We start from the raw sequence: 24,098 nt of genomic DNA, 5'->3' as shown, positions 1-24,098 counted from the left end.
TTCATCCGGCTGCGGGCGGCTGTGCGCCGACGCGCGCCGGTGTGTAGAGGTGCTCGCCGACCCGCTTGACCAGTAGTGCCATCTCGTACGCCACCAGGCCGATGTCGGCTGTCACGGCGGTGAGGACAGCGAGGCACGAGCCGTCGCCCGCGGCCGCGACGAACAGGAAGCCTTCGTCCATCTCCACCATGGTCTGACGTACTCCCCCGGCACCGAAGTGCCGTCCGGCGCCTTTGGCCAGGCTGTTGAAGCCGGAGGCGACGGCCGCGAGGTGTTCGGCGTCCTCGCGCCGCAGCGCGGTGGACGCGCCCACCGCGAGTCCGTCGTTCGACAGCACCACCGCGTGCCGCACCTCGGCGACGCGCAGCACCAGGTCGTCCAGCAGCCAGTCGAGTTCGCCGGACTGCGGGGCGGCCCTCATGTTCGGATCCTGGATCATGCGGGGTCTCCTTCGCTGCTGTCGTTGCCCGCTTCGGGGTCGGGTGTGGCACGGAGGCCGGGTGACCGGCCGCCGCCACGCGCCCAGCCGTCGCGGTAGGCCGACATGCGGTCCCGTACGAGTTCGGGGGTTCGCTGGTCGTCGGTGCGGTGGCCCGGCGTTTCGACCGGCTTCTCGAAGCGCTGTTCACGCAGTTGGGGCGCGAGACTCGCCTGCCGCACCCGCCGGGGGAGGTCGTCGGACTCGTCGGGGTCGTCCGGAGGCCGGTGCAGCCGCAGTGTGGTGACTCCAGGGGGCGGAGTCTCGGGCGAGCCGTTCGCCAGGGTTTCCACACCCGTCTGTATGGGGGGCACCAATGCGGGCCGCTCGGCGACTGCCTGGACGGAGTCCGGCTCCGGTGCGGCCGACACGCGCGCGTACTCGCGTTCCGCAGGCCTTTCCGTGTCGGCCTTGCGGGGAGAACGTTCCGCCGCGCCACCGTGCAGTAGGGCGGTGGGCAGCAGAACGACCGCGGTGGTACCGCCGTAGGGCGAGGTCCGCAGGTGCACCTTGATGCCGTGCCGGGCCGCGAGCCTGCTGACCACGAAGAGGCCGAGCCGATCGCTGTCGAAGAGGTCGAGCGCCTCGGACTGCTCGATCCGGCGATTGGCCTCGGCGAGAGTCTCCTTGCCCATGCCGAGCCCCCGGTCCTCGACCTCCACGACGTAGCCGTTGCCGACGGGCTCGCCGCTGACCCTGACTCGGGTGTGCGGCGGCGAGAACTGGGCGGCGTTCTCGACGATCTCCGCCAGGAGGTGGGTGAGGTCGGCCACCGCGCCACCTACCACCGATGCCTCGGGGAGTTGTCGCACCTCCACGCGCGCGTAGTCCTCGACTTCGGACACGGCCGCGCGGACCACGTTCGTCAGCGAGACCGGCACCCGCCAGGCGCGGCCGGGCGCGGCTCCGGAGAGGATGATCAGGCTCTCCGCGTGGCGCCGCATGCGTGTGGTGAGGTGGTCGAGCCGGAAGAGGTCACTCAGCTCGTTCGGGTCGTCGGACCTGCGCTCCATGCTGTCCAGCAAGCTCAGTTGGCGGTGCACGAGAACCTGGCTGCGGCGCGCGAGATTGACGAAGACCCCGGAGATTCCGCCGGCGAGCTCGGCGCGTTCGACAGCGGCGCGAAGGGCGGCTCGGTGCACGGTGCCCAGGGCCTCCGCGACCTGCCCGGCCTCGTCCTCCGCGGGTGGTCCTGGCGGTGCCTCGGCGCGGACGTCGATCTCCTCACCGGCACGCAGTTTGAGCATGGCCTGCGGGAGTTTGCGGCGCGCGATCTCAAGGGCGCTGTTGCGCAGGCTCACCAGTTCCACGACGAGTCCGCGTCCGATGCGTACCGAGATGACGAGCGATGCGGCGACCGCGGCGAGTCCAAGCAGCACTGCGGCACCGGCCGGAGTGAGCACTCCGCGTGTGAACGGGTCGGCCCGGTCCGCGACACCACGGGCCGCGTTGTCCTCGATCGTCCGCATCGTGTTCTGCACGCGCGCGTGGGCGGTGTTCCAGTCGGCTTCCGGCGCGGCGGCGATCGCTCTGCCGCCGGGTTGGGCCGCGAGCACCTTGTCCTCGACGGCGCGCACGTCGGCGTACGCGCTCCCCTCCACGATCTTGTCCCAGGCGGCTCTTTCGGGCCCGCCGAGATCAGCCACAGCCGTGTCGGTCAGCGTCCGGCGGGTGTCGACACCCCCCGTGAACAGCCGTAGTCGCTCTCCGTCGAGAGTCCTGGCGAGCCGGGCGCTGGACAGCACCGCGTCCTCCTGGGCGAGCGCCTCCCCGGCCCGGGAGAATTCGAGCAGCACGCGCGCGTCGGAGCCCAGTTCGGCGTCCTTGAGGCCGGTGAGCGCGCCGTCCACGGCGTAGGCCGTCGTGATGGTTTCGGTGTATGTCCTGTACGTGTCGTCCCACCCCGTGCGGCGGTCCAGTACGGCGGCGCGCAGGGATCGCAGTCGCTCCGCTCCGGTAACGAAGGCGTCGAGGCGCGTGGCCACTCCGGCGGGCAGGTCCGCGCCGTCGGCGACGGTGTTGTGCTCGCCCAGTCGCAGCTTCGCGACGGCGCGGTCGGTGCGCCCGGCCAGCTCCTTGAGGTCGTTCTCCTGCGCGGCGGCGGGGGCGGTCGCGTATCGGACGGCGGCGGCGCGTTCGGTCTGGAGCGCGGCGACGGCTGCGTCGACCGGTGCCCGGACCGTCGAGTCGACACTCTGCAACTGCCTTAGCCCTGCGACGTCCTGGGCGGTCGTCACCGTGGCGTACGCCCACAGCGCGAGCAACGAGACGACCGGCACCATCAACAGGCAGACGATCTTGGCTCGTACGGTGCGGGGGCGAATGTGCCACGTCCCCGCGCGCGGCGGTGCTTCCGGTGGCGCGTCGGTGACGGTTTCGTCGGCGTCCGCGCGCTCGTCGGCCGGCCGGCCCGCGTGCGCGCGGCGGCCTCGCGCCGGGGGCTGGGGCGACGGCTCGGCGCCGGCCCTGGGGGTCCTACGGGGTGTACGCATGGCCTCCTCGCTCGGATGGTTTCGGCTCGTGCCCGCCGACCTGTCGTGGCCGGCAGCCGCCGTTAGCGGGCGATGGACTCGACCGGCCGCTGGGCCGACGCGGAGGCCTCGCGCTCACCGGTCGTCGGCGACAGGGCGACGAACGCCGATGTCAGGAAGAGATAGGACCCGAGGCCGACGGCGAGGGGGAAGATGAACTGCATCGCCGTGGCCCCGGGAAGGGCCTCGCCGGAGGGACTGACACGCACGCTCACCGCGATCATTCCGGTGTAGTGCATGCTGCTCACGGCCCCTCCCATGACGAGAGAGGCGACAGCGACCGCCACCGGCGACTTGATGTTGAGTGCCGCCCAGAGGGCCGCGGTGGCGGCGACCACGGCGATCACGACGGAGAGCCCGACGAGGGCCGGGTCGTAGTGCACGTCTCCGTGCAGCCGCAACGCGGCCATACCCAGGTAGTGCATGCTCGCGACGCCAAGGCCCGTGGTGAGCCCTCCGAGGGCAAGGGCGCGACCGCGGTCACGGCCGTAGCCGACGGCGAAGACTCCCGCGCCGACGACGACCATGGCGACGAGCAGGCTGACGATGGTCAGCGGCACGTTGTAGCGCATTTCCGTACCGCTGACGCTGAAGCCCAGCATCGCCACGAAGTGCATCGTCCAGATGCCGGTGCCGATCGCCGACGCCGCGGTGAGGAGCCAGTTGCGGCGCGACCGCCCTGTGGCACCGAGCGCGCGGACGGTGCAGCGCAGCCCCAAGGCGGCGCCGATGGAGGCCATCGCGTACGACAGCACGGGTGTCAGCCAACCGAAGGTGGCGTGGTCCAGGTGTCCCATGGCTCAGGGACGCTAGTCCGGGCAGGGGCGCACAATGGGGGCGCATTTCGAAAGGTGTTGAAATATGACAGAAAGGTGCAACTGAACGACCGCGTCACGTTCGAACGTGTGCGCCGGTTCGTACTTCGTGTCGGTGAGGGATCATGCGGAACATGAGCGACCACCACACACATGTCCAGGAGTTCTTCGGGGCACGCGCGGCCGACTGGGACACCCGGTTCCCCGACGACGGCCCCGCGTACGCGGCAGCGGTCGCCGAACTGGGACTGCCCGAGGGCGCCCGCGTGCTCGACGCGGGCTGCGGCACCGGGCGCGCCCTGCCGCCACTACGAGCGGCCGTGGGGCCCTCCGGAGTGGTCCTGGGGGCCGATCTGACTCCAGCGATGCTGGAGGCCGCCGTGCGGGCCGGACGGGACCGCGAGGGGCAACTGCTGCTCGCGGATGTCGCTGGCCTGCCCCTGCGCACCGAGTCACTGGACGCCGTTTTCGGGGCGGGCCTCATCGCCCACTTGCCGAACCCCGCCGAAAACCTGCGGGAGTTGGCACGAGTCGTACGGCCCGGCGGGACTCTGGCACTCTTCCACCCGATCGGCCGGGCGGCGCTCGCGGCACGCCAGGGTCGACGGCTCACTCCGGACGACCTGCGTGACGAGGCCAACCTCCGCCCGCTGCTGGCCGGCTCCGGCTGGGACATGACGTCGTACGTCGACGAGGACAGCCGATTCCTCGCGCTGGCCGCACGCCGCGCCTGACGCCTCAGGCCCTTCCGGCGACCTCCGCCGCAAAGGCATCGGGGTTGTCGAACATGATGTTCTGCCCGGCGCCGGGCACGGTCACCACGCGTACTCCGGCGGCCTCCAAGCCCTCCCTGCCCGGGAGATCGCCGCTCAGCTCGCCCTGAAGATAGACGCGGTCCACCGTCAGGTCTCGGAGCATGTGACGCATCGTGGGTTTCGTGCCCCGCGCGAGTCCGGTGGCCGTGCGGTGCAGGGCGCACGGGTCGGCGAGGCGCATGGTGGCCGCCCAGGAGGGGCCGACCTTGTCGAGCACGCGCGCGTGGCCGCCGTTTTCGACGTAGTCGGCCTCCTCGTACGAGGTGATGCCGCTACTGCCCGTCGTACCCGGCGGGTACGGGTCGAGGTTGGCCTCCGCGAGAAGCAGCCGTGAGACGAGGTCGGGCCGCCGGTGTGCGAGCACGATGGCGACGGCGCCTCCCATGCTGTGCGCGACGAGCTCCGCCTCGGTGACGCGGTCGGCGTCCAGAACCGCCGCAAGCGCGTCGGCATGATCTTCCAGCGTGTAGCCGAAGTCCGCGGGCCTGTCGCTGATGCCGTGGCCGGGCAGATCGACGAACAGGGTGCGGCGGCCCGCCAGTTCGGGCCAGGCCGCGATGTGCGCGTAGTAGACCGTCGACGCCGCCCCCAGCCCGTGGACGTAGACGCGCGCCGGTTCGGCGCCCGCCGTTTCCGTCCAGCGGATCCGGCTTCCCTTGCCGTCGAACTCGGCCTGCTTCATCACGCTCTCCTCTGTGCCGCTTCATCGTTTTCTCGCGCCTTCAAGAGAATACATCGGAACCGATGTATAGATGAAGCGATGTACAGCGAGTGTGCGGCAGACTGTGGGCATGCTTGAGTTGGCGATCCTCGGCTTCTTGTACGACACCCCGCTGCACGGCTATGAGCTGCGCAAACGCATCACCGCGCTGACAGGCCATGTGAAGCCGGTGGCCGAGAGCACCTTGTATCCCGCGATCAAGCGACTGGAACAGGCCGGCCTGCTGGCCCGGGCGACGCAGCCCGGCTCCGTGGCGGCCCCGCGTCACGTCCTGACACTCAGCGAGGAGGGCAGACGCGAGCTGCGTCACCGGCTCGCGGAACCCGCGCGGCGCGACATCACCGACGAGAACCGCTGGTTCACCGTGCTCGCCTTCCTCAGACATCTGGAGAACCCGGCGGCGCAGGCCGTAGTACTACGGCGCAGGCTCGCCTTTCTGGAGGAGCCCGCGAGCTTTTTCTACGACGGTGACAGACCGCTGCGCGCCGAGGAGGTGGACGATCCCTTCCGGCGGGGCATCCTCACCATTGCGCGGGCCACCAGCCGGGCCGAACTGGCGTGGCTGAGGGCCACGATCGACTCACTCGACGGAAGCCGCGAGGAAGGCGTGAGAGACGGGTGAGGTATGTAGGGCACTTGGGGGTGTGCCCGGTCGTACCGCTTCACCGGCCCGGCCCTCTTCTGCCGCCGAGGCTACAACTCAACGTTGAGTAGCATTAGTTGACCGGTGAGCGACGACCCTCTCGGGTCGTCACGGGGGAAGGCGGCCAGATGTCCGGAATATTCGGCAGACTCCGCAAGACGTGGGGCAAGAAGACGGCCGAGCGGTCCGAGGAAGGGCAGCCCGCGACACGACGGCCGGAGAAGACTCGGCACAACCTGTTCGAGGCGGCCGCCGCGTACGTGTCGGCGTGCGCGGAGGACGACCAGGACCGACTCGAAGAGGCCGCGGCCTGGGTGTCGCCGGAGGCCCTGTCGTTCGGTGTGAACGAGCTGGCCTGCCGGGCTGTCATCGCCCTGGCCCGGGAGCGCGACGAGTCACCGCAGACGGTGGCCCGGACACTGCTCGGACTGCCCGCCGCGTGACGGGAGAGGGCCCCGGACGATCGTTTCGCGCCTGTCCGGCCGGATAGCAAGCAGCTCCACCTGCGCTTGGCACTCGTGACAAGCGCCTTCCGGTCGCACTAGGGTGCGCCGACGGACACAGGCGATGGGGAGGCTGGGATGGCCGGGACGGACGATGACGCCATCGCCGCCGGGGACGACGACGCGCTGTTTGTGCTCACAGCCGTGCTGCTCACACCGGCGAAGTTCCCCAGTGTGCTGGGGGACGACTACCCGGCGGCCTGCGCGGCGCTCGACCTGACGCCTCTGGCCGACGGGTACGGTCTCGTGATCGGTCAGGACGGTGCGGGCGCGCGGTGGACTGTCGTCATCGACGACGTCTCACTCGTCGCCGTCGCCATCGCCTCCTGGGACTGCGGCATGGAGCACGATCTGTCGCCGGACGAGCGCACGGTCGTCTCCGCGCTGCCCGGCTGGCCCCTTGAGGTCGCCGTCGCGGCGCCGGGAGTGCCGGCCCCGCACGACCCCGGGCCCGAACTCACGGAGCGGCCCGCGCTGCGCCCACCGGACACCACTATCTGGGGTCCGGCTCAACGGCGCCTCGGCGCTGACGAGATCGCGCTGCAGTGGGCGACCTGGCGGGAGCAGATCGACGACGCCGACTTCGTGAAGACGGACGGCGAGGCGCCGGCCGAAGAGACCCCTCAGAATCCCCCGGACCAGGCCGAGATCACCGACGGCGAGGCACTCAGCGGTGTCCGCCGGGTCTTGGCGGAGGCACGCTCCTACGTGGACACGCCACCTCCGCTCGGCCGCGTCCGCTCGGCCTTCGCCACGAGCGAGGCCCGGACCCTGCGCGCCGACGGCCCGGGCTGGTCCTTGGTCGCCAGGACCGACGACATCGCCTTCGTCCTCCTCGACGAGGAGCCCGGAGAAGTCCTGCCCATAGGCCGCGGTCCGGAGCTGCCCGGCCTCCTGGACGCCCTGGACAAGATGGCGGTACGCCCCAGCTGAGCGGCCGCGTCACGCGATACCCACGTGACACGGTCCTCGTGGGGTGAGCGTCCCGAGCTTCCGGGCTGCCGCCTCGAGGAGCGAGGCATGGGAGCAGGGCGCACAACCTCGCTCGCGGACGGCGCCAATGGCAGGCCCGCGAGCGGTGATGTGGTCGGCTCCGGCACGCTGGAAGGAGGCGTAACCGGCCGGTGGCGTATCAGCGACCGATCTCCTTGCGTGTGACACGGCGCAGCCTGCGCCGCTGCGAGGGGTCCAGCGCCAGATATGCGGCCGCCGGGACTCCCAGCACGATCAGGAAGGCGGCCCACCAGGGCAGCCAGATCAGCAGGATGAGCCCGACCGCCACACCCCCTGCGGCGATCTTCGCGTTCTTCGACATGTGTCGCCTCCTTCGCGGCTAATGCCGCTCTCTGTCCTGAGAACGGGTCCGCGCCTCCCACGGTTCCGGACCGGGACCCTGATACGACCCTGAGCCCGACCCCTAGCCAACCCTGAGAGGCGGCTCCCCCGCCCTCGTGCCCTGTGGCGCAGGGCCTGCCGACAGGAGTCGACGAGCCCGGTATCCGTAGAGGGGATACCCAACTCTCGGCAATGCGCGCATCAGACGCCGGGCGAGCCGCGGACGGGGCTGGGGATCTCCCCACCCCTAGCCGCGTCCCGACGCAGGACGAACAGTGCCTGGTGCCGTCCCCGGCCGGAGGCGGCCCACGCCACGACTCCACCGGTTCTGCCTGTCACCCGGAGTGCTGTACCCTCGACGACCCGCCCAGTAGTCAAATTTGAGGAATGCGCCATCGCTGTGCAGAGGATTCCTGCGGCAACTCCCGCCGAGATCACTGAACTGGCCCGCTGCTGTGCCGTTTTCGTACCCGCCGATCCGCGTCGCACCGCCGGCGTCGCCTTCTGGCACCCGGATGGCGACCCTCCTCCCGAGGTGGCGCCCGGTTCCGCCGAGGATCTGACCGTCGCCCTGCCCACGGCCGAGGGCGTCGACCTCGTGACCGTACCCGCCGTGTTCCTCCCCGTGCGTGCCGCTCTGCCGGTCCTCACGCGCGCGCGTGCCGCAGCGCAGGCACACCGGGCGACCTCGTTCTGGGGCGCGGCCGCCGTACTCGCTCTCCAGTTCGCCGCGCGAGGGCTGCTGCTGCCCGGACTGACCGCCGAAGACCACGACACCTGGCGCGCGGGGCCGCTGGGGCCGCAGGACCTGGAGCGGATCCGTGAGCTGGCCGCCGCGATGCCGCCCCATGCGCACGCAGTGCCGGTGGACGGCGGCGGACCGCTGCGGTTGCCCGATCCGGAACAGTTGCTCCGGGCCTTCCTCGACGCGGTCGCCGACGCGCTCCCCCGCTCGCCCGCGGCGTCGCTCGCGGCGGGCGGTCAGGCCTTCGCGGCGGAGGAACCACAGCACGTGCCCGAGCAGCGTGCCTGGGCCGCGGACATCGCCGCCGGGCACGACTCGGACGTACGGATTTCGCTGCGCGTCGAGGTACCGGGGCTCGCGTCGGCCGTGTCGGAGGAGACCCGGCTGCCGTTCCGCGCGGTACCGCAGGTCCACAGTGTGAGTGATCCGACGCTCGTCGCGGACGCCTCCGCCGTCTGGGCCGGAGCCTCCCCCTTCGGCCCGCGCGCGCGGATGGCCGCACTGCTCGCACTGCGCCGCGCGGTGCGGGCCTGGGACCCACTGGCTTCCCTCCTGTCGGCAGCCGTACCAGACGCCGTCGAACTCGCCGACGAGGACGTCACGGAACTCCTCGGCGAAGGCGCCCGCAGGCTGGCGGTCGCGGGCATAGACGTGCACTGGCCCAAGGAGCTGGTGCAGAAGTTGACCGCACGCGCGGTCATCGGCCCGCCGGACGACGAGGCGGGCCCGGCCAGAACCTCGTCGGACGCGCCCTCGTTTCTGTCCGCGGACGCCCTGCTCGCCTTCAACTGGCGGTTCGCGCTGGGAGATCAGCACCTCACCCGGCAGGAACTGGACCGGCTCGCCGAAGCGAACCGGCCCATGGTGCGACTGCGCGACCAGTGGGTGCTGATCGACCCGCACGAGGTACGCCGCGCCCAGGCACAGCAGGACCGCAAGGTCACGCCCGTCGACGCGCTGGGTGCCGCTCTGACGGGCTCCACGGAGGTGGACGGCCTCCGGGTCGACGTACGGCCCACGGGGTGGCTGGCGACGCTGCGGGAACGGCTGGCGGACCCGGAGGCGCAGGAGCCGGTCGGGCAGCCCGCCGCACTCACCGCGACGCTGCGGGACTACCAGCTTCGGGGACTCAACTGGCTCGCCCGTATGACCTCTTTGGGGCTGGGCGGATGTCTCGCCGACGACATGGGCCTGGGCAAGACCATCACGCTGATCGCCCTGCATCTGCACCGGCAGACAGACGAGTCGGCCGCGGGTCCCACACTCGTGGTCTGTCCGGCCTCCCTGATGGGCAACTGGCAGCGCGAGATCGAGAGGTTCGCCCCCGGCACCCCCGTACGGCGTTTCCACGGCTCCCGGCGCAGCCTGGAGGGCCTGGCCGGCGGCGAGTTCGTCCTCACGACGTACGGCACGATGCGCCTCGACGCGCCAGGGCTCGCCGAGGCGACCTGGGGCATGGTCGTCGCGGACGAGGCCCAGCACGTCAAGAACCCCTACTCGGCGACGGCACGAGCTCTGCGTACGATCGGCTCACGCGCGCGTGTGGCGCTCACCGGCACACCGGTGGAGAACAACCTCTCGGAACTGTGGGCGATCCTCGACTGGACGACCCCTGGACTGCTCGGCAGGCTCGGCACGTTCCGTACGCGGTACGCCCAGGCCGTCGAGGGCGGCGAGGATCCTGCGGCGGCGGAACGGCTCGCCCAGCTCGTACGACCCTTCCTGCTGCGCCGACGCAAGTCGGACCCGGGTATCGCGCCCGAACTGCCACCGAAGACCGAGACCGACCGTGCCGTGTCGCTCACGACGGAGCAGGCAGGGCTGTACGAGGCCGTGGTGCGCGAGGCCCTCGCGGAGATCTCGGGCGCGGACAGCATGGCGCGGCGGGGTCTGATCGTGAAGCTGCTGACCGGGCTGAAGCAGATCTGCAACCACCCCGCGCAGTTCCTCAAAGAGGATCAGCCGAAGATTCCGGGCAGGTCCGGGAAGCTTGAGCTGCTGGACGAACTGCTCGACACCATCCTCTCCGAGGGAGCGAGTGTTCTGGTCTTCACGCAGTACGTGCGGATGGCACGCCTCATCGAGAATCACTTGGCGGAGCGCGGTGTGGCGACGCAGTTCCTGCACGGAGGGACGCCCATCAGCGCGCGCGAGGCGATGGTGGACCGCTTCCAGGAGGGCGAAATCCCTGTCTTCTTGTTGTCGTTGAAGGCGGCCGGCACGGGGCTGAACCTGACGCGGGCCGAGCATGTCGTGCACTACGACCGCTGGTGGAACCCCGCAGTCGAGGCGCAGGCCACGGACCGGGCGTACCGCATCGGCCAGAGTCGGCCCGTGCAGGTGCACCGGTTCATCACCGAGGGGACCATCGAGGACCGGATCGCCGACATGCTGCGGCACAAACAGAAGTTGGCGGATTCGGTGCTCGGCGCCGGGGAGGCGGCACTCACGGAGTTGACCGATGCCGCACTGGCCGACCTGGTGGAGCTGCGAGGGGGCGCACGATGACTGATCGCGACAAGGAGCGCACCTTTGCCGCGCTGCCGCCCGCGCACGGGCGGGGTTTCGCGCAGACCTGGTGGGGCCTGGCCTGGCTACAGGCCCTGGAGGACGCGGCGTTGGACTCCCAGCAGGTGAAGACGGGTCGCAGGCTCGCGCGTGCCGGAGCGGTGGGCGCCGTCTCGGTCCGTCCGGGGCGCATCACGGCCGTCGTACAGGACCGCGACGGCACCGCGCACCGGGCGGATGTGCTGCTTCAGGAACTGTCCGGGGAACAGTGGGACCGCTTCCTGGACATGGCCGTCGAACGCGCGGGGCACATCGCCGCGCTGCTCGACCGCGACATGCCTCCGCATCTGGTCGAGGACGCGGCGGCCGCCGGAGTCGAACTCCTGCCGGGACTCGGCGATCTGGAGGCGGAGTGCGACTGCGAGGCCTGGGACCACTGCGGGCACACGGCCGCGCTGTGCTACCAGACGGCACGGCTCCTGGACCAGGATCCGTTCGTCCTGCTGCTGATGCGGGGGCGGGACGAACACACTCTCCTGGAGGAGCTTCAGGCGCGTGGCAGCGCGCCCGCACAGGAGTCGGCGGAAACGCCGAACCCTCGTCCGGAAGGCATGAGCGCCGTCGAGGCCTACGCGGTCGGGGACATACTTCCGCCGCTGCCCGCCCTTCCAGTGCTGCCCGAGGGGCCGGGAAAGCCTCCTTCCCTGGACACGGAGGCCGCTCCGGCACCCGGGGTCGACCCGGCCGCACTGGAGTTCCTGGCCGCCGCGACCGCGGCCGAGGCCTACCGACTGCTCTCCGAGGCGCTCCGCCCCGGGCACGGACGGCGGGCGGTCGAGGCGGAGCTGACGCCTGCCCAGGATGCGGTCCGGATTGCTGCCGGACGCCCGGAGAGTGCGATCGCCCAGCGGCTCGCCGACGGTTCGGGGCGCGACGCCAGGGAGCTGGAGCTCTCCGTACGAGCCTGGCGGTACGGCGGTGTGGCCGCGCTGTCCGTCCTTGAGGAGGAGTGGACCGTCGAGCCGGAATCGCTGGCACGCGCGCGTGCCGCGCTGGAGTCGGCCTGGGACGACGACGAGCGGCCACGGATGCACACCGCACATAACCGCTGGAGCGCGGTCGACGCGACGGCTCAGCTGCGGTTGGGGCGCGACGGCCGGTGGTGGCCGTATCGCAAGGAGCGGGGCCTGTGGAGCCCTGCGGGGCCGGCGGTCGGGGACCCCGCGACGGCTCTTGCCCTGGCGGAAGGGGACCTGCGCGATGATCCGACGAGTGGTTGACGCGCCACGTTCACCTAGGGATCATGCTGCGTTTGGTGCCAGGGCGAACTCTGGCCGCTGTCAGCCAACTTGTGCCCCAGGAGGCCAAATGTTCCCGCACGCCGTCAGTCGGCGCCGCGTCCGCCGATCCGTCGCCGCGGGTGTGCCGCTCGCCGTGGTGGCTGCCCTCGTGGTGACCGGCACCGCGAGCGCGGAGGGTCACCCGGCGCAGCCGCGGGTCACGGGCACCGCGACGCTCGGCGACATCCCGCTGGGCACGTTCAGCAACGCGCTGCTGCCGGGCACCGTGGCCGACGACCGAGGCGTGGACCTCGGTGGCATCGGCAGCGACATCTACCCTGCCGGACGCAAGGGCGAGTTCTGGACGGTGACCGACCGCGGGCCCAACGGCCAGATCAAAGTGGACGGCACGAAGCGCCGCACGTTCCCGGTGCCCGGCTTCGACCCGGCGATCGTGAAGATCCGGGTGTCCGGTGACACCGTGAAGGTGCTCGACTCGATCCCGATCACCACGTCCGGCGGAAAGCCCGTCACCGGGCTGCCCAACCAGGCGGGGCGCGACGAGGCGCCGTACTCCTATGACGCGCAGACCCCGCTCACGTACAACCCGAACGGTGTCGACACCGAGGGGATCGTACGGGCCGCGGACGACTCGTTCTGGCTCGTCGACGAGTACGGCCCGTCGCTGATCCATGTCTCCGCGCGCGGAGAGGTGCTCACGCGCTATGTGCCCAAGGGGCTGAACCTGACCGGCGCGGACTACCCGGTGGTCGAGGCGCTGCCCTCCATCCTGCTGCACCGGAAGACCAACCGTGGCTTCGAGGGGCTCGCCCTGCTGCCCGGCGGTGACCTGGTGCTCGCGGTGCAGAGCCCGCTCTCGCTGCCGGACGGCGACGCGGGAGACGCCTCGCTCACGACGCGGCTGCTGCGCTTCTCGCCGAAGAAGCGGGCGGTCACCGCCGAGTACGCGTACCGCTTCGACCCGGTGAACGTGGTCGACCCCAGCGAGGACGACACCTCGGAGCTGAAGATCTCCTCCGTGGTGGCCGTCGGCCACGACGAGCTGCTCGTGGAGGAGCGCACCGACAAGGCGGCGCGCCTGCAGTCGGTCAAGCTCACCAGCAGCGCGAACATCCTCGGCAGCCGGTGGGACACCGACACGACGTCGCCCTCCCTGGAGCAACTCGACGACCCGGCGGCCTCCGGCGTCCCGGTGCTTCGCAAGCGGCTGGTAGTGGACCTGGGGACGGTCGCAGGAGTGCCCGGCAAGATCGAGGGCGTCGCGCGCGTGGACGACAGGACACTCGCCCTCATCAACGACAACGACTTCGGGATGACCGACGGGACCGGCGCGTTCGACGCGCAGGGCCGGCTGGTGGACAGCGGTATCGAGACGACCGTCACGTACGTGCGGCTGCCTCGCGGTATCTGACCCCCGGGAGCCGTTTTCGTGCCGCACGCGCGCGTGAGCCGTGAACAACGGCCACGCACGCGTGCCGTTCACGTCAGGGGCTTGGTGAGCTTGTGGGTGCCGCTGCCGATGTCGGCGGCCAGGCTGCAGGCGACGTTGTCGATGCCGATCTCGTAGACGCCGGGGTCCGGATACTGCACGAGGGTGCCGCGCACGGTGCCCGCGGGCTGTTGGGCCGCCTTGCGTTCCAGTGGGGCTTCGCACAGCTCCGTCGCGGCCTTCTGGAGGGCTGCGTCGGTCGTGTAACTGCCGTTGAGTTCGGCCACCTTCACGACTTCGGCGTCATGCGGCGTGCCGCACGAGCGCTTGGCGGCCTGCCCGGGCTGACTGTCGCGCGTGTCGAAGCAGTCGCCCTTCCTCAGCAAGTAGAACGGCACTTCGTCGTCCGCCAGGTTCGGGATGAGCGATTCCAGGCCGCTCGGCAGCTCCGAAGGTAGCTCGCTGGGAAACTCCGAGGGCAGTTCGCTCGGCAGTTCCGAAGGCAGGGACGGCAGTTCGCTGGGGAGCTCGGACGGGATGCTGAACGACGGGGTGGGCGTTCGCGTGCTCCCGCCGCTCTCAGTGGGTGACTTCTTGTCATCGTCGCCACCTCCGTTGGTGGTCATCAACGCGACGGCGACGATGACTCCGAGTCCCACCAGTACGGCGAGCACAAGGAACAGGGTGCCGCGGCGCGGTCCTCCACGATGGTCGCCGGGTCCACCCGGTGATCCGGGCGGCGGCTGCCAGCCTCCGCCGCCCGGTGACGGTGGACCGTAGTGGTCGCCGGAGCCTCCGGGTGGCGGACCATAGCCGCCGGAGTCGGCGGGTGGAGGCCCGTAGCCTCCTGAAGACGGTGGGCCGAAACCACCGCCTCCAGAAGGCGGTGTTCCTCCCGGTGGCCGAGGAGGCTGGGGCGGTAAGGGTGGCATGGCCATACCGTCAAGAGTCGCCTCGAACCGGTCATGAGGCGACCCCTGTGCGGAAGTTGATACGGACCCATGCCATGGATCGCACGATTCCGGAGAATTCGGTGCGGAGAGCACCGGAAAACAGTGTAGATCGGCAGCAGGAGCCACGTCCGACACCCGCCAGGCGCCGACACCCGGCGTTCCCGCGGATCAGCCTCGCGCGCCCAACAGATGGTCCATGGCCAGTTGGTCCAGCCGCTCGAAGGCCATCCCGCGCGCGGCGGCAGCCTCCACGTCGAAGTCCTCGAAGGACGCGCGGTCTGCGAGCAGCCCCTTCAGACCGTCCGCGGCGGTGAGCTGCGCCAGCTCGTCCAGGCGCGAGGCGTGCAGCGCGTCCTGGACCTCGGAGTCGGCACGGAAGGCGGCCGAACGCTCGCGCAGGATCAGGTAGTTGCGCATGCACCCCGCCGCCGACGCCCAGACGCCGTCCAGGTCCTCGGTCCGCGGTGGCTTGAAGTCGAAGTGCCTCGGCCCCGCGTAACCGGCACTCTCCAGGAGGTCGACCAACCAGAACGCAGAGCGCAGATCGCCCGCACCGAAGCGCAGGTCCTGGTCGTACTTGATGCCTGACTGGCCGTTGAGGTCGATGTGGAAGAGCTTGCCCGCCCACAGTGCCTGCGCAATGCCGTGCGTGAAGTTCAGCCCGGCCATCTGCTCGTGACCCACCTCTGGGTTGACGCCGTACATCTCCGGACGCTCCAGGCGCTCGATGAAGGCCAGGGCGTGGCCGACCGTGGGCAGCAGGATGTCGCCGCGCGGCTCGTTCGGCTTCGGTTCGATCGCGAACTTCAGGTCGTACCCCTGCGAGATCACGTACTCGCCAAGGAGGTCGAAGGCCTCCTTCATGCGGTCCAGTGCGACGCGTACGTCCTTGGCGGCGCCGGACTCGGCGCCCTCACGGCCGCCCCAGGCGACGTACGTCCGGGCGCCCAGCTCGACCGCCAGGTCGACGTTGCGGATCGTCTTGCGCAGCGCGTAGCGGCGTACGTCACGGTCGTTGGCGGTGAACGCGCCATCCTTGAAGACGGGGTGCGTGAACAGGTTCGTGGTGGCCATCGGCACCTTCATGCCGTTCGCGTCGAGGGCCTGCCTGAACCGCTTGATGTGGGACTCGCGCTCGCTGTCCGAGGACCCGAAGGGGATCAGGTCGTCGTCGTGGAAGGTCACTCCGTAGGCACCGAGCTCGGCCAGGCGCTGCACCGACTCGACCGGGTCCAGGGCGCGCCGGGTGGCGTCGCCGAACGGGTCCCTTCCCTGCCAGCCGACGGTCCACAAACCGAAGGTGAACCTGTCCTCGGGGGTGGGCTGGTAGTTCATATCGCGACTCCTTGCCGGCTCCGACTATTTCGTCATGGCGCTTAACAAATTAGTATGCGGAGGCATCTCTGGGAAGAGACAGGGATGTCCGAAGACAGGGACAAGCTGCTTCAGGGCAGGGACAAGGTGCGGAACCCGGGTCACAGTGGTCCTGGGTGCCCGAAAACACGCCGATCCCGCGGAGCCGCGGAAGAGGGAGAACCGATGTCAGCAGCTGAGGGTCCGCTCGTCGTCGGGGTGGACTCGTCCACCCAGTCCACCAAGGCCCTGGTCGTCGACGCGTCGACCGGACAGGTCGTGGCGAGCGGGCAGGCCCCGCACACCGTCACCTCCGGAGTGCGCCGCGAGAGTGACCCGAGGCAGTGGTGGGACGCGCTCTGCGAGGCACTGCAGCAGTGCGGCGACGCTGCGCGCGAGGCCGCAGCGGTGTCGATCGGCGGCCAGCAACACGGCCTGGTCACACTCGACGCCCAGGGCGACCCCGTACGCCCGGCCCTGCTGTGGAACGACGTCCGCTCGGCGCCGCAGGCCCGCCGCCTGGTGGAGGAGCTGGGCGGCCCGAAGGCCTGGGCCGAGCGCACCGGCAGCGTGCCGGGCCCCTCCTTCACGGTCACGAAGTGGGCCTGGCTCGCAGAGAACGAACCCGACGCCGTACGCGCGACCGTGTCCGTGCGCCTGCCCCACGACTACCTCACCGAACGTCTCACGGGACGGGGCACCACCGACCGCTCGGACGTCTCCGGTACGGGGTGGTGGGCATCGGCGACGGAGGCGTACGACGACGAGATCCTCGCGCATGTCGGCCTCGACCCGACCCTGCTCCCCCAGGTGGTCCGGCCCGGCGAGGTCGCCGGAACCGTGCACTCCAGGGGTGGGCTGCCTTTCTCCAGGGGCACGCTGGTCGCCGCCGGCACAGGTGACAACGCGGCCGCCGCACTCGGCCTCGGGCTGCGCCCCGGCACACCGGTGCTGAGCCTCGGCACCTCGGGCACGGTGTACGCCGTCTCGACGCGACGCTCCGCCGACCCGACCGGCACGGTGGCGGGCTTCGCCGACGCGCGCGGCGACTGGCTCCCACTGGCCTGCACGCTGAACTGCACACTCGCCGTCGACCGCGTCGCCGCGCTCCTCGGCCTGGACCGCGAGGCCGTCGAGCCCAGCACGGGCGTGACGCTCCTGCCCTACCTGGACGGTGAACGCACACCGAACCTGCCGCACGCCTCGGGGCTGCTGCACGGGCTACGGCACGACACGACCGGCGGGCAGCTGCTCCAGGCGGCATACGACGGTGCCGTCCACTCCTTGCTGGGCGCCCTCGACCTGGTGCTCGACCCGGACGCCGACCGCTCCGCGCCACTGCTGCTCATCGGAGGGGGCGCGCAGGGTGCGGCCTGGCAGCAGACCGTACGTCGTCTGTCGGGGCGGCCCGTTCAAGTACCGGAGGCCAGGGAGCTGGTGGCGCTGGGCGCCGCCGCACAGGCCGCGGGTCTGCTGACCGGCGAGGACCCGGCCGCGGTCGCCCGGCGCTGGAACACCGCCCACGGGCCCGTTCTCGACGCCGTGGAGCGGGACGAGGAGACACTCGCGCGGATCGCCGGGGTACTCTCCGACGCGGCCCCGCTGCTGGAGCGGGAGCCGAACGGAAACTGACGCGGATTGCCTGAACTGACGGGCCGCACAAGAACTGAGAGCGAACCGCCTGAACGGACAGGCCGCACAAGGACTGAGAGAGGCATGACCGCACCGTTGCACGAGGCCCATCCGAATGGTTCCGGCCGGCATCTGCCCGACACCCAGCAGGGCATGCGCCGCCGCAACCTCTCCCGGGTCATGCACACGGTCAACGCCGAAGGGCCGCTGTCCCGCGCCGCCGTCGCCTCGCGCATCGGCCTGACCCGGGCGGCCATCTCGACGCTGGTGGACGAGTTGATCCGCTCGGGGCTCCTCGAAGAGCTGGGACCCGAGCGGCCGGGGCGAGTGGGGCGGCCCGGCTCGGCGCTCGCCGTCAGCGATCACGGTCCGGCGGGGATCGGCGCGGAGGTGGGCGTCGACCATCTCGCGGTGTGCGCGGTCGATCTGCGCGGTGAGGTGCGGGCGCGGGCGGTACGGCACGGCACGAATCGCGGGCGGGCGCCCGAGCCCGTGATCGCGGAACTGACTTCGATGGTCCGTCAGGTCGTCGCCGAGGCGGAGCGGGAGCAGCTGTGGCCCGCCGGCCTGGCGGTCGCCGTACCCGGTCTGGTGGCGCGGGACGCCCGGACCGTGGTCCGCGCCCCCAACCTCGACTGGCACGACACGGACCTCGGCGCGCTGCTGCCCGGCGAACTGCCGTTGACCGTGGACAACGAGGCAAACTTCGGCGGCCTCGCGGAACTCTGGCTCGGCAACGCGACTCCGCGCGACTTTCTCCACGTGTCGGCGGAGATCGGCATCGGTGCGGCGGTGCTCGTGGACGGGCGGCTGTTGCGCGGAACGCGCGGTTTCGCAGGCGAGTTGGGGCATGTGCCTGTCTGGCCGGACGGGCCCGCGTGCCCTTGCGGTGGCCGCGGCTGCCTTGAGCAGTACGCCGGTGAGGAGGCCGTGCTGCGTGCCGCCGGACTGGAACCGGGCGGAGACCGGGTCGGTCTGCTCGCCGAGCGGGCGGCCCAGGGCGACCCGGACGTACGACGTGCGCTGCGCGGAGCCGGAACCGCGCTCGGCATCGCCCTGACCGGGGCGGTCAATCTGCTGGATCCGGAGACCGTCGTGCTGGGCGGAGCGCTGTCCGGCCTCGCACCATGGCTGTTGCCCGCGCTGGAAGGCGAGTTGGCGCGGCGCACGGCGGGCCCCGCCTGTGCCGTGTCCGTTTCGCGGCTGGGGCCGGAGGGACCGCTGCTTGGCGCGGCCCACTCGGTGGTACGGGCCGTTCTCGACGATCCGGCGGCGGTGGCCGTGGCAGGGCGGTCCTAGGCCCTGTCGTCAATTCCCGTCTGCCTCGCGACGACAGGACCTAGCAGTTGGCCGACACAGGTCAGACGTAGAAAGCCGTGGTTGTACGTCAGGACGCCCGCCGCCGGAGACCTGTTCCCCCTTTCGGGTGGCCATGTTGTCCACAGTCCGGCCTCCGTCCACTGATTCAGGACCGTCTCCCCTGCTCAACCGGCAGGCGCCGTACCGTGATTCTCGCGATGCACAGCCGTCGGACCGATGGCAGTGTGTCCCGGTCCACCGACGCGGAAGAGCGGAGCTGTGCAGCCATGACCGACCCCCGAATCCTGACCGTACGACCCGAACCCGGTGAGTTCGCGTGGACGTTCGGCGGCGCGCCGCCCGTCGCACGTATCGCGCCCGGCACCATCCTCAACCTGTACACCGAGGACTGCTTCGCCGGGCGCGTACGGTCCGAGAAGGACCTGGTGTCCGAGGTCTGCGAGTTCCCCTTCCTCAACCCGCAGACCGGGCCCTTCCATGTGGAGGGAGCGGAACCGGGAGACACGGTCGCGGTGCACTTCGTGTCGATCGAACCGGCCCGGGACTGGGCGGCGTCGACGACAGTCCCTCTGTTCGGCGCGCTCACTTCCACGCACACGACTGCCACGCTGCAGCCACCGCTGCCGGAGACGGTATGGATCTGGCAGCTCGACCGGGAGCGGCGCACCGCACTGTTCCGCGCGCGTGAGAGTGACATACGGATCGAGCTGCCCATGGATCCGATGCACGGGACCGTCGGCGTGGCGCCGGCGAACCTGGAGGTGCGCTCCGCGCTGGTGCCCGACGCGCACGGCGGGAACATGGACACTCCGGAGATGCGGGCCGGCGTCACCTGCTTCCTCGGAGTGAACGTCGAGGGCGCCCTGTTGAGCCTCGGAGACGGACACGCACGGCAGGGCGAGGGCGAGACGTGTGGTGTCGCCGTCGAGTGCGCGATGAACACGGTGGTGATCGTCGAGCTGCTCAAGGGGATCGCCACCCCCTGGCCGCGCATCGAATCCGACACGCACATCATCTCGACCGGGTCCGCACGCCCGTTGGAGGACGCGTTCCGGATATCCCAGCTCGACCTGGTGCGATGGCTGGTGCGCGACTACGGATTCAGCGAGCTGGACGCCTACCAGTTCGCGACCCAGGCGGTCGAGTCGCCGCTCGCCAACGTCTGCGACACCAACTACACGTGCGTCGCCAAGCTCCGCAAGGAATGGCTGCCGGCACGCGAGACTCATCGCGGGCTGCACACGCAACTGCGCGGGACGGCCGCGGCTATCCGGCACTGAGGTCGTGGCTCACCAGCAGCTCACCAGCACTGAGCCGCGGCTCCGCGGCACTGAGGCACTGAGGCACTGAGGCACTGAGGCACTGAGGCCACGGTTCACCGGCACCAGGCCATGGCTCACCCGCGCTGAGGCCACGGCTCCCGTCGCGGGGCCGAGCCGAAGACACTCCCGCGGGGCGTTCGCCCCGCCACACCGAAAGGCAGATGCCCCATGGAACGGGCCAGATCGTCCCCCAGCCGGCGACGCGTCCTGAAGGGCGCCGCCCTCGCCGCCCTCCCCTACGCGTTACTCCCCGACGCACGGGCCACGGCACAGGTCGCGGCCGTCGACTACCCGCCCACCGAATGGGTTCCGGCGACCACGTCCAACTACACGGCGTCCAACCGGCCGACGAGCTATCCGCTCGACTACGTGATCATCCACGTCACCCAGGAGAACTACTCCGACACCCTGTCCATCTTCCAGAACCCGCAGAAGAAGGTGTCCGCCCACTACCTGGTGCGATCGGCCGACGGGCATGTGGCGCAGTGCGTGCGGGAGCGTGACATCGCCTGGCAGGCGGGTAACTGGGACTACAACACGCGCAGCATCGGCATCGAGCACGAGGGCTGGGTGAATCAGCCCGCCTACTTCACCAACGCCCTGTACGAGGAGTCCGCCAAGCTCACCGCCGCGATCTGCACCAGATACGGCATCCCCAAGGACCGCGCGCACATCATCGGCCACTACGAGGTGCCGGGCACCGACCACACCGATCCGGGGCCGAACTGGGACTGGACGCGCTTCATAAGGCTCGTCAACTTCGCCTGAGCCACAGGCCCGTCCACTGTCCGCCCGGCCGAAGGAATGGTCACAGAGCTTGTCCGGACCCGCACCGGGCGTGACGATGGGGCCAGCCGCATCGCTTTCCGGGAGGCCGAGTTGACCGATCCATGGGTGGCTCTGGAACCGGGCGCCGATCCCGCCGAGCGGGTACGGGTCGTGCGCCGTGCCCACAAGGCGTTCACCGAGGCGGGCACGGTGCCGCGGCCGGTCCGCTCGGTGGTGGCCGACTCGTGGCGGCGTTCGGCACGGGCCGGTGTCGTACCGGACGGCACCGCGAACGTGGAGCTCACGGACGGCGATCTCGGCTCATACCGGGCGGAGCATCCGCTGGCCCGGGTCATGCCGCTGTTCCGTGAGCTCTTGGGGACGTTCGCGGCGGACGGGGAGCATCTCCTGGCGGTGTGCGACGCCCAGGGCAGGCTGCTGTGGGTCGAGGGTCATCCCGTGACACGGCGACAGGCGGGGCGGATGAACTTCGTGCCGGGTGCGCGCTGGTCGGAGTCCTCGGTCGGGACGAACGCACCGGGCACGGCGGTCGCGGTGGACCGGGCGGTGCAGGTGTTCGCGGCCGAGCACTTCTTCCGCCGGGTCCAGCCCTGGACGTGTGCGGCGGCGCCGGTGCACGATCCGCGCACCGGGCGGATGCTCGGCGCCGTCGACATCACCGGCGGGGACCGGCTCGCGCATCCGCACAGTCTCGGATTCGTGCAGGCGGTGGCGAGGGCCGCGGAGTCCCAGTTGGCGTTGCTCGCACCGCCGCAAGCCACCTCCGGCACCATCGAGCTGTCCGCGCTGGGCCGCGACGAGGCCCAACTGGTCGCGGGCGGCCGGAAGGTCGGGCTCAGCCGCAGGCACAGCGAGATCCTGGTGCTGCTGGCCCGGCACCCGGAAGGGCTGACGGGTGACGAGTTGCTGTGTGCGCTGTACGAGGACGAGTCGGTGTCGCCGGTGACACTGCGCGCCGAGCTCACCCGGCTGCGCCGGCTGCTCGGCCCGGGGCTGCTGGACTCACGCCCCTACCGGCTCACCACGCCGGTCGAGTCCGATGTCGCGGTCGTCGAACGGCGGCTCGGTACCGGTGCGGTGACGGCTGCCGCGTCGGCGTACACGGGTCCGTTGCTGCCCGGTTCGGGGGCCCCGGCGGTGGTGCGGTTGCGGCGCAGGCTCGCCGACGGGCTGCGTGCGGCGCTCATCGCCCGCCGCGATCCCGACCTGTTGGCGGACTGGGCCCATGCGCCCTGGGGCGAGGAGGATCTTGACGTATGGCGGGCGCTGGCCGCCGCACGGCCGACAGCAGCCGTACGAGCGCGCCTGAGCGCACTGGAGTCCGAACTGTCGGCAACCCCCTCGTACTCGGGCGGCCCCTCACACTCGATGGCTCCCTCACACTCGACCGCGGATGCCTGTTCTTCGAGCCGAGGGGCCTGCCGGGGCCGGGCCGATTGGGTTTCGGTGCGCGGGCTGGACAGGGCAGGTTCGGGCGGAGGTTTCTGAGCCCCCGGCGGACGCAGGCTGGGGCGAGCCGGCCGGGCTCGGCCGGCTTCTCCCAGGGGCGGCGAATGTCCGCGGCCGGCGGCCGGGCGGGGTGGAGTTGGGTGTGGGTGCGACGATCAGCCAGGTCCACCGGTCCGCCGCCTGGGGCGTGCGGAGTTTCGGGCGGGTCCAGCCGAGCGTCTGCTTGATCATTCTGAAGGTGTGTTACAGGTCGAATCTGCGAAGGAACGCCTGCCAGCGCAGGTCGACGTCCACGCCCGGCAGGCCGGTTGCTGATGTCCACAGCCAGACGGGAAGTGGATCGCTGCCGCCGGGCAGGCGGTCGACCTGAAGGCGGATCAACGTGCCTTCGATGAGAGGGAGTTCGCCGGTGTGGTCAATCCACGCGGAGCGGGTGGTCAGACGAGGATGGATGCGGTCCCAGGCCGTCGCACGAGCAGTGCCGTAGCGGTCGGTAACCTGCACGGTCGCAACATCAGGCTCGCCCCATGTGTCGGACCTTGCGAAGCGGAACTCCTTGCCATGCTTCGGCGGGCGCCCGCCCTGCGGCGGCGAGATCCACGGAACCGGGACCGGCCTGCGCATCACGCGGTCCGTGCGCAGTCCGAGGACCTCGACCGGCAGTCCTTCAAGCAGATAGGCCATGCACGGAGCGTCGTAGCCGCCATCGAAGACGATCAGAATGTCGCGGTCGCCCTGCTGCCACCGCCCCATTTCGATGAGGTCCTCGACCACCCGGCGGACCTGGGCGGCGGTGACCTCGGCGACATCGTCGGCCGGCCCCAGCCGCAGCGCGTCCAGGATCTGGCACCACGAGGTCCGGCCCGACGACTCCAGCGCGGCAACGAACGAGTAGGGCCAGCCGGGCACGAACCGGTCCGAGGACCGGCCGCTACGTCCGTAGACGTGACAGAACAAGCGGTCAGGACGGGTCGGCGCGTCCGGCCGGAGCCAGTGAGTGACGTCCGCCGCCAGGACCAGACGCCCGTCGGCGGCCTCAGGCTGCGGCAGCCCTGCTAGCACCTGCCTCAGCCGTGGCACATCGACTTTCCCGCGATTCAGCGCGTCGTACATCGCACCGTGCCCGCACCGATGCTCGTCCGTCAACGTGAGGTCCACCGGCGTGGTCACCGGCCCGTCCGCACACAGCACCGCGTCCGTCAGCTCGAACAACTCGTCCGCGCAGGCGGTCAGGCAGGCAAAGTAGTCGTTCCCTGAAGCGTGCTGCTTCAGGGAACGCCTCCCCCAGAACTGCATCAAGCAACAGACGCCCCTTCACGGCATCGGAAGAGCCCCTGCAACGTCTATCCCCCCTAGATGTTTTTGTCTAGGGGGGATAGAGATCCATCTCATCCTGAGAGAGGTGCCGGGAATGGACTTGCCGCGGATCGTGGCCCACCGGGTCGACAGCGGATGG

19 protein-coding genes and 1 pseudogene are annotated in these 24,098 nt (G+C 70.6%); 12 read left to right on the top strand and 8 right to left on the bottom strand.

The genetic code is table 11. The annotated features are described in order from the left end of the window. Position 1 precedes the first annotated feature (1 nt). The 3 genes from ACIPC1_RS33845 to ACIPC1_RS33835 all read right to left on the bottom strand — a co-directional run bounded on the left by ACIPC1_RS33845 (position 2) and on the right by ACIPC1_RS33835 (position 3,806). Positions 2 to 439, bottom strand: coding sequence for a roadblock/LC7 domain-containing protein (locus ACIPC1_RS33845; RefSeq protein WP_402524039.1), 438 nt, complete (start codon positions 437 to 439; stop codon positions 2 to 4). After that, positions 436 to 2,970: a nitrate- and nitrite sensing domain-containing protein gene (locus ACIPC1_RS33840; RefSeq protein ID WP_402524037.1), complete on the bottom strand. Its 2,535-nt coding sequence runs from the start codon at positions 2,968 to 2,970 to the stop codon at positions 436 to 438. The genes ACIPC1_RS33845 and ACIPC1_RS33840 overlap by 4 nt, the downstream gene beginning before the upstream one ends. 62 nt (positions 2,971 to 3,032) lie before the next feature. Next, positions 3,033 to 3,806 (bottom strand): MHYT domain-containing protein, encoded by a 774-nt coding sequence (locus ACIPC1_RS33835; RefSeq protein WP_402524035.1) that lies wholly within the window; start codon positions 3,804 to 3,806, stop codon positions 3,033 to 3,035. 152 nt (positions 3,807 to 3,958) lie between these two features. Here ACIPC1_RS33835 and ACIPC1_RS33830 point away from each other — a divergent pair, with 152 nt between their 5' ends. Next, positions 3,959 to 4,558 carry a class I SAM-dependent methyltransferase gene (locus tag ACIPC1_RS33830; protein WP_402524033.1) on the top strand — a complete coding sequence of 200 codons (600 nt, stop codon included), beginning with the start codon at positions 3,959 to 3,961 and terminating at the stop codon, positions 4,556 to 4,558. Positions 4,559 to 4,562: 4 nt separating this feature from the next. Here the strand turns inward: ACIPC1_RS33830 and ACIPC1_RS33825 are convergent, their stop codons facing one another. Next, positions 4,563 to 5,321: an alpha/beta fold hydrolase gene (locus ACIPC1_RS33825; protein ID WP_402524030.1), complete on the bottom strand. Its 759-nt coding sequence runs from the start codon at positions 5,319 to 5,321 to the stop codon at positions 4,563 to 4,565. 109 nt (positions 5,322 to 5,430) lie between these two features. On the opposite strand from ACIPC1_RS33825, the gene ACIPC1_RS33820 reads away from it, so the two are divergent. The 3 genes from ACIPC1_RS33820 to ACIPC1_RS33810 all read left to right on the top strand — a co-directional run bounded on the left by ACIPC1_RS33820 (position 5,431) and on the right by ACIPC1_RS33810 (position 7,439). Next, the gene (locus ACIPC1_RS33820) at positions 5,431 to 5,982 is read left to right on the top strand and encodes a PadR family transcriptional regulator (protein ID WP_402524028.1); all 552 of its coding nucleotides are present in this window, start codon (positions 5,431 to 5,433) and stop codon (positions 5,980 to 5,982) included. A 149-nt stretch (positions 5,983 to 6,131) separates the two neighbouring features. Continuing rightward, complete coding sequence (locus ACIPC1_RS33815) at positions 6,132 to 6,446, top strand: hypothetical protein (protein WP_402524025.1); 315 nt, start codon at positions 6,132 to 6,134, stop codon at positions 6,444 to 6,446. Positions 6,447 to 6,584: 138 nt separating this feature from the next. Next, positions 6,585 to 7,439, top strand: coding sequence for a hypothetical protein (locus tag ACIPC1_RS33810; RefSeq protein ID WP_402524023.1), 855 nt, complete (start codon positions 6,585 to 6,587; stop codon positions 7,437 to 7,439). A 199-nt stretch (positions 7,440 to 7,638) separates the two neighbouring features. Here ACIPC1_RS33810 and ACIPC1_RS33805 read toward each other — a convergent pair whose 3' ends face one another. Beyond that, positions 7,639 to 7,821, bottom strand: a complete 183-nt coding sequence (locus ACIPC1_RS33805; protein ID WP_081223009.1) for a hypothetical protein — start codon at positions 7,819 to 7,821, stop codon at positions 7,639 to 7,641. Between the two features lie 420 nt (positions 7,822 to 8,241). Here ACIPC1_RS33805 and ACIPC1_RS33800 point away from each other — a divergent pair, with 420 nt between their 5' ends. From ACIPC1_RS33800 to ACIPC1_RS33790, 3 genes are all read left to right on the top strand, one after another. Next, the gene (locus ACIPC1_RS33800; RefSeq protein WP_402524020.1) at positions 8,242 to 11,094 is read left to right on the top strand and encodes an SNF2-related protein; all 2,853 of its coding nucleotides are present in this window, start codon (positions 8,242 to 8,244) and stop codon (positions 11,092 to 11,094) included. Further along, entirely contained in the window at positions 11,091 to 12,374 is a 1,284-nt protein-coding gene (locus tag ACIPC1_RS33795) for an SWF or SNF family helicase (RefSeq protein WP_402524017.1), read from the top strand. The genes ACIPC1_RS33800 and ACIPC1_RS33795 overlap by 4 nt, the downstream gene beginning before the upstream one ends. A gap of 88 nt (positions 12,375 to 12,462) precedes the next feature. Beyond that, a complete protein-coding gene (locus ACIPC1_RS33790; RefSeq protein WP_402524015.1) occupies positions 12,463 to 13,806 on the top strand; it encodes an esterase-like activity of phytase family protein in 1,344 nt (447 codons plus the stop codon). A 68-nt stretch (positions 13,807 to 13,874) separates the two neighbouring features. Here the strand turns inward: ACIPC1_RS33790 and ACIPC1_RS33785 are convergent, their stop codons facing one another. Together ACIPC1_RS33785 and xylA are read right to left on the bottom strand one after the other, a co-directional pair. Then, positions 13,875 to 14,498 (bottom strand): hypothetical protein, encoded by a 624-nt coding sequence (locus ACIPC1_RS33785; protein ID WP_402524013.1) that lies wholly within the window; start codon positions 14,496 to 14,498, stop codon positions 13,875 to 13,877. A gap of 447 nt (positions 14,499 to 14,945) precedes the next feature. Continuing rightward, positions 14,946 to 16,112 carry a xylose isomerase gene (xylA, locus tag ACIPC1_RS33780; protein ID WP_402524011.1) on the bottom strand — a complete coding sequence of 389 codons (1,167 nt, stop codon included), beginning with the start codon at positions 16,110 to 16,112 and terminating at the stop codon, positions 14,946 to 14,948. A gap of 204 nt (positions 16,113 to 16,316) precedes the next feature. On the opposite strand from xylA, the gene xylB reads away from it, so the two are divergent. The 5 genes from xylB to ACIPC1_RS33755 all read left to right on the top strand — a co-directional run bounded on the left by xylB (position 16,317) and on the right by ACIPC1_RS33755 (position 22,681). Further along, a complete protein-coding gene (xylB, locus tag ACIPC1_RS33775) occupies positions 16,317 to 17,762 on the top strand; it encodes a xylulokinase (protein ID WP_402524008.1) in 1,446 nt (481 codons plus the stop codon). Positions 17,763 to 17,846: 84 nt separating this feature from the next. Continuing rightward, positions 17,847 to 19,061, top strand: a complete 1,215-nt coding sequence (locus ACIPC1_RS33770; protein WP_402524005.1) for an ROK family protein — start codon at positions 17,847 to 17,849, stop codon at positions 19,059 to 19,061. 287 nt (positions 19,062 to 19,348) lie between these two features. Continuing rightward, positions 19,349 to 20,362: an acetamidase/formamidase family protein gene (locus ACIPC1_RS33765; protein WP_402524003.1), complete on the top strand. Its 1,014-nt coding sequence runs from the start codon at positions 19,349 to 19,351 to the stop codon at positions 20,360 to 20,362. A gap of 210 nt (positions 20,363 to 20,572) precedes the next feature. Next, complete coding sequence (locus tag ACIPC1_RS33760) at positions 20,573 to 21,172, top strand: N-acetylmuramoyl-L-alanine amidase (RefSeq protein ID WP_402524000.1); 600 nt, start codon at positions 20,573 to 20,575, stop codon at positions 21,170 to 21,172. 111 nt (positions 21,173 to 21,283) lie between these two features. Next, the gene (locus tag ACIPC1_RS33755) at positions 21,284 to 22,681 is read left to right on the top strand and encodes a GAF domain-containing protein (RefSeq protein WP_402523998.1); all 1,398 of its coding nucleotides are present in this window, start codon (positions 21,284 to 21,286) and stop codon (positions 22,679 to 22,681) included. Here ACIPC1_RS33755 and ACIPC1_RS33750 read toward each other — a convergent pair. Continuing rightward, positions 22,583 to 23,948 (bottom strand): annotated as a pseudogene (locus tag ACIPC1_RS33750) (NF041680 family putative transposase); the annotation flags it as partial. The gene ACIPC1_RS33755 and the pseudogene ACIPC1_RS33750 overlap by 99 nt on opposite strands. Positions 23,949 to 24,098: the final 150 nt, after the last annotated feature.

Origin of the sequence: Streptomyces sp. NPDC087263, from assembly GCF_044744645.1 — a bacterium.
GTDB lineage: Bacteria > Actinomycetota > Actinomycetes > Streptomycetales > Streptomycetaceae > Streptomyces.
This window is presented reverse-complemented; position numbering and strand designations above follow the sequence as displayed.

Bases quoted from the DNA above. Each gene is read 5' to 3' on its own strand.
- ACIPC1_RS33845 (WP_402524039.1), bottom strand. From the start codon at position 439: ATGATCCAGGATCCGAACATGAGGGCCGCCCCGCAGTCCGGCGAACTC.
- ACIPC1_RS33840 (WP_402524037.1), bottom strand. From the start codon at position 2,970: ATGCGTACACCCCGTAGGACCCCCAGGGCCGGCGCCGAGCCGTCGCCC.
- ACIPC1_RS33835 (WP_402524035.1), bottom strand. From the start codon at position 3,806: ATGGGACACCTGGACCACGCCACCTTCGGTTGGCTGACACCCGTGCTG.
- ACIPC1_RS33830 (WP_402524033.1), top strand. From the start codon at position 3,959: ATGAGCGACCACCACACACATGTCCAGGAGTTCTTCGGGGCACGCGCG.
- ACIPC1_RS33825 (WP_402524030.1), bottom strand. From the start codon at position 5,321: ATGAAGCAGGCCGAGTTCGACGGCAAGGGAAGCCGGATCCGCTGGACG.
- ACIPC1_RS33820 (WP_402524028.1), top strand. From the start codon at position 5,431: ATGCTTGAGTTGGCGATCCTCGGCTTCTTGTACGACACCCCGCTGCAC.
- ACIPC1_RS33815 (WP_402524025.1), top strand. From the start codon at position 6,132: ATGTCCGGAATATTCGGCAGACTCCGCAAGACGTGGGGCAAGAAGACG.
- ACIPC1_RS33810 (WP_402524023.1), top strand. From the start codon at position 6,585: ATGGCCGGGACGGACGATGACGCCATCGCCGCCGGGGACGACGACGCG.
- ACIPC1_RS33805 (WP_081223009.1), bottom strand. From the start codon at position 7,821: ATGTCGAAGAACGCGAAGATCGCCGCAGGGGGTGTGGCGGTCGGGCTC.
- ACIPC1_RS33795 (WP_402524017.1), top strand. From the start codon at position 11,091: ATGACTGATCGCGACAAGGAGCGCACCTTTGCCGCGCTGCCGCCCGCG.
- ACIPC1_RS33790 (WP_402524015.1), top strand. From the start codon at position 12,463: ATGTTCCCGCACGCCGTCAGTCGGCGCCGCGTCCGCCGATCCGTCGCC.
- xylA (WP_402524011.1), bottom strand. From the start codon at position 16,112: ATGAACTACCAGCCCACCCCCGAGGACAGGTTCACCTTCGGTTTGTGG.
- xylB (WP_402524008.1), top strand. From the start codon at position 16,317: ATGTCAGCAGCTGAGGGTCCGCTCGTCGTCGGGGTGGACTCGTCCACC.
- ACIPC1_RS33770 (WP_402524005.1), top strand. From the start codon at position 17,847: ATGACCGCACCGTTGCACGAGGCCCATCCGAATGGTTCCGGCCGGCAT.
- ACIPC1_RS33765 (WP_402524003.1), top strand. From the start codon at position 19,349: ATGACCGACCCCCGAATCCTGACCGTACGACCCGAACCCGGTGAGTTC.
- ACIPC1_RS33760 (WP_402524000.1), top strand. From the start codon at position 20,573: ATGGAACGGGCCAGATCGTCCCCCAGCCGGCGACGCGTCCTGAAGGGC.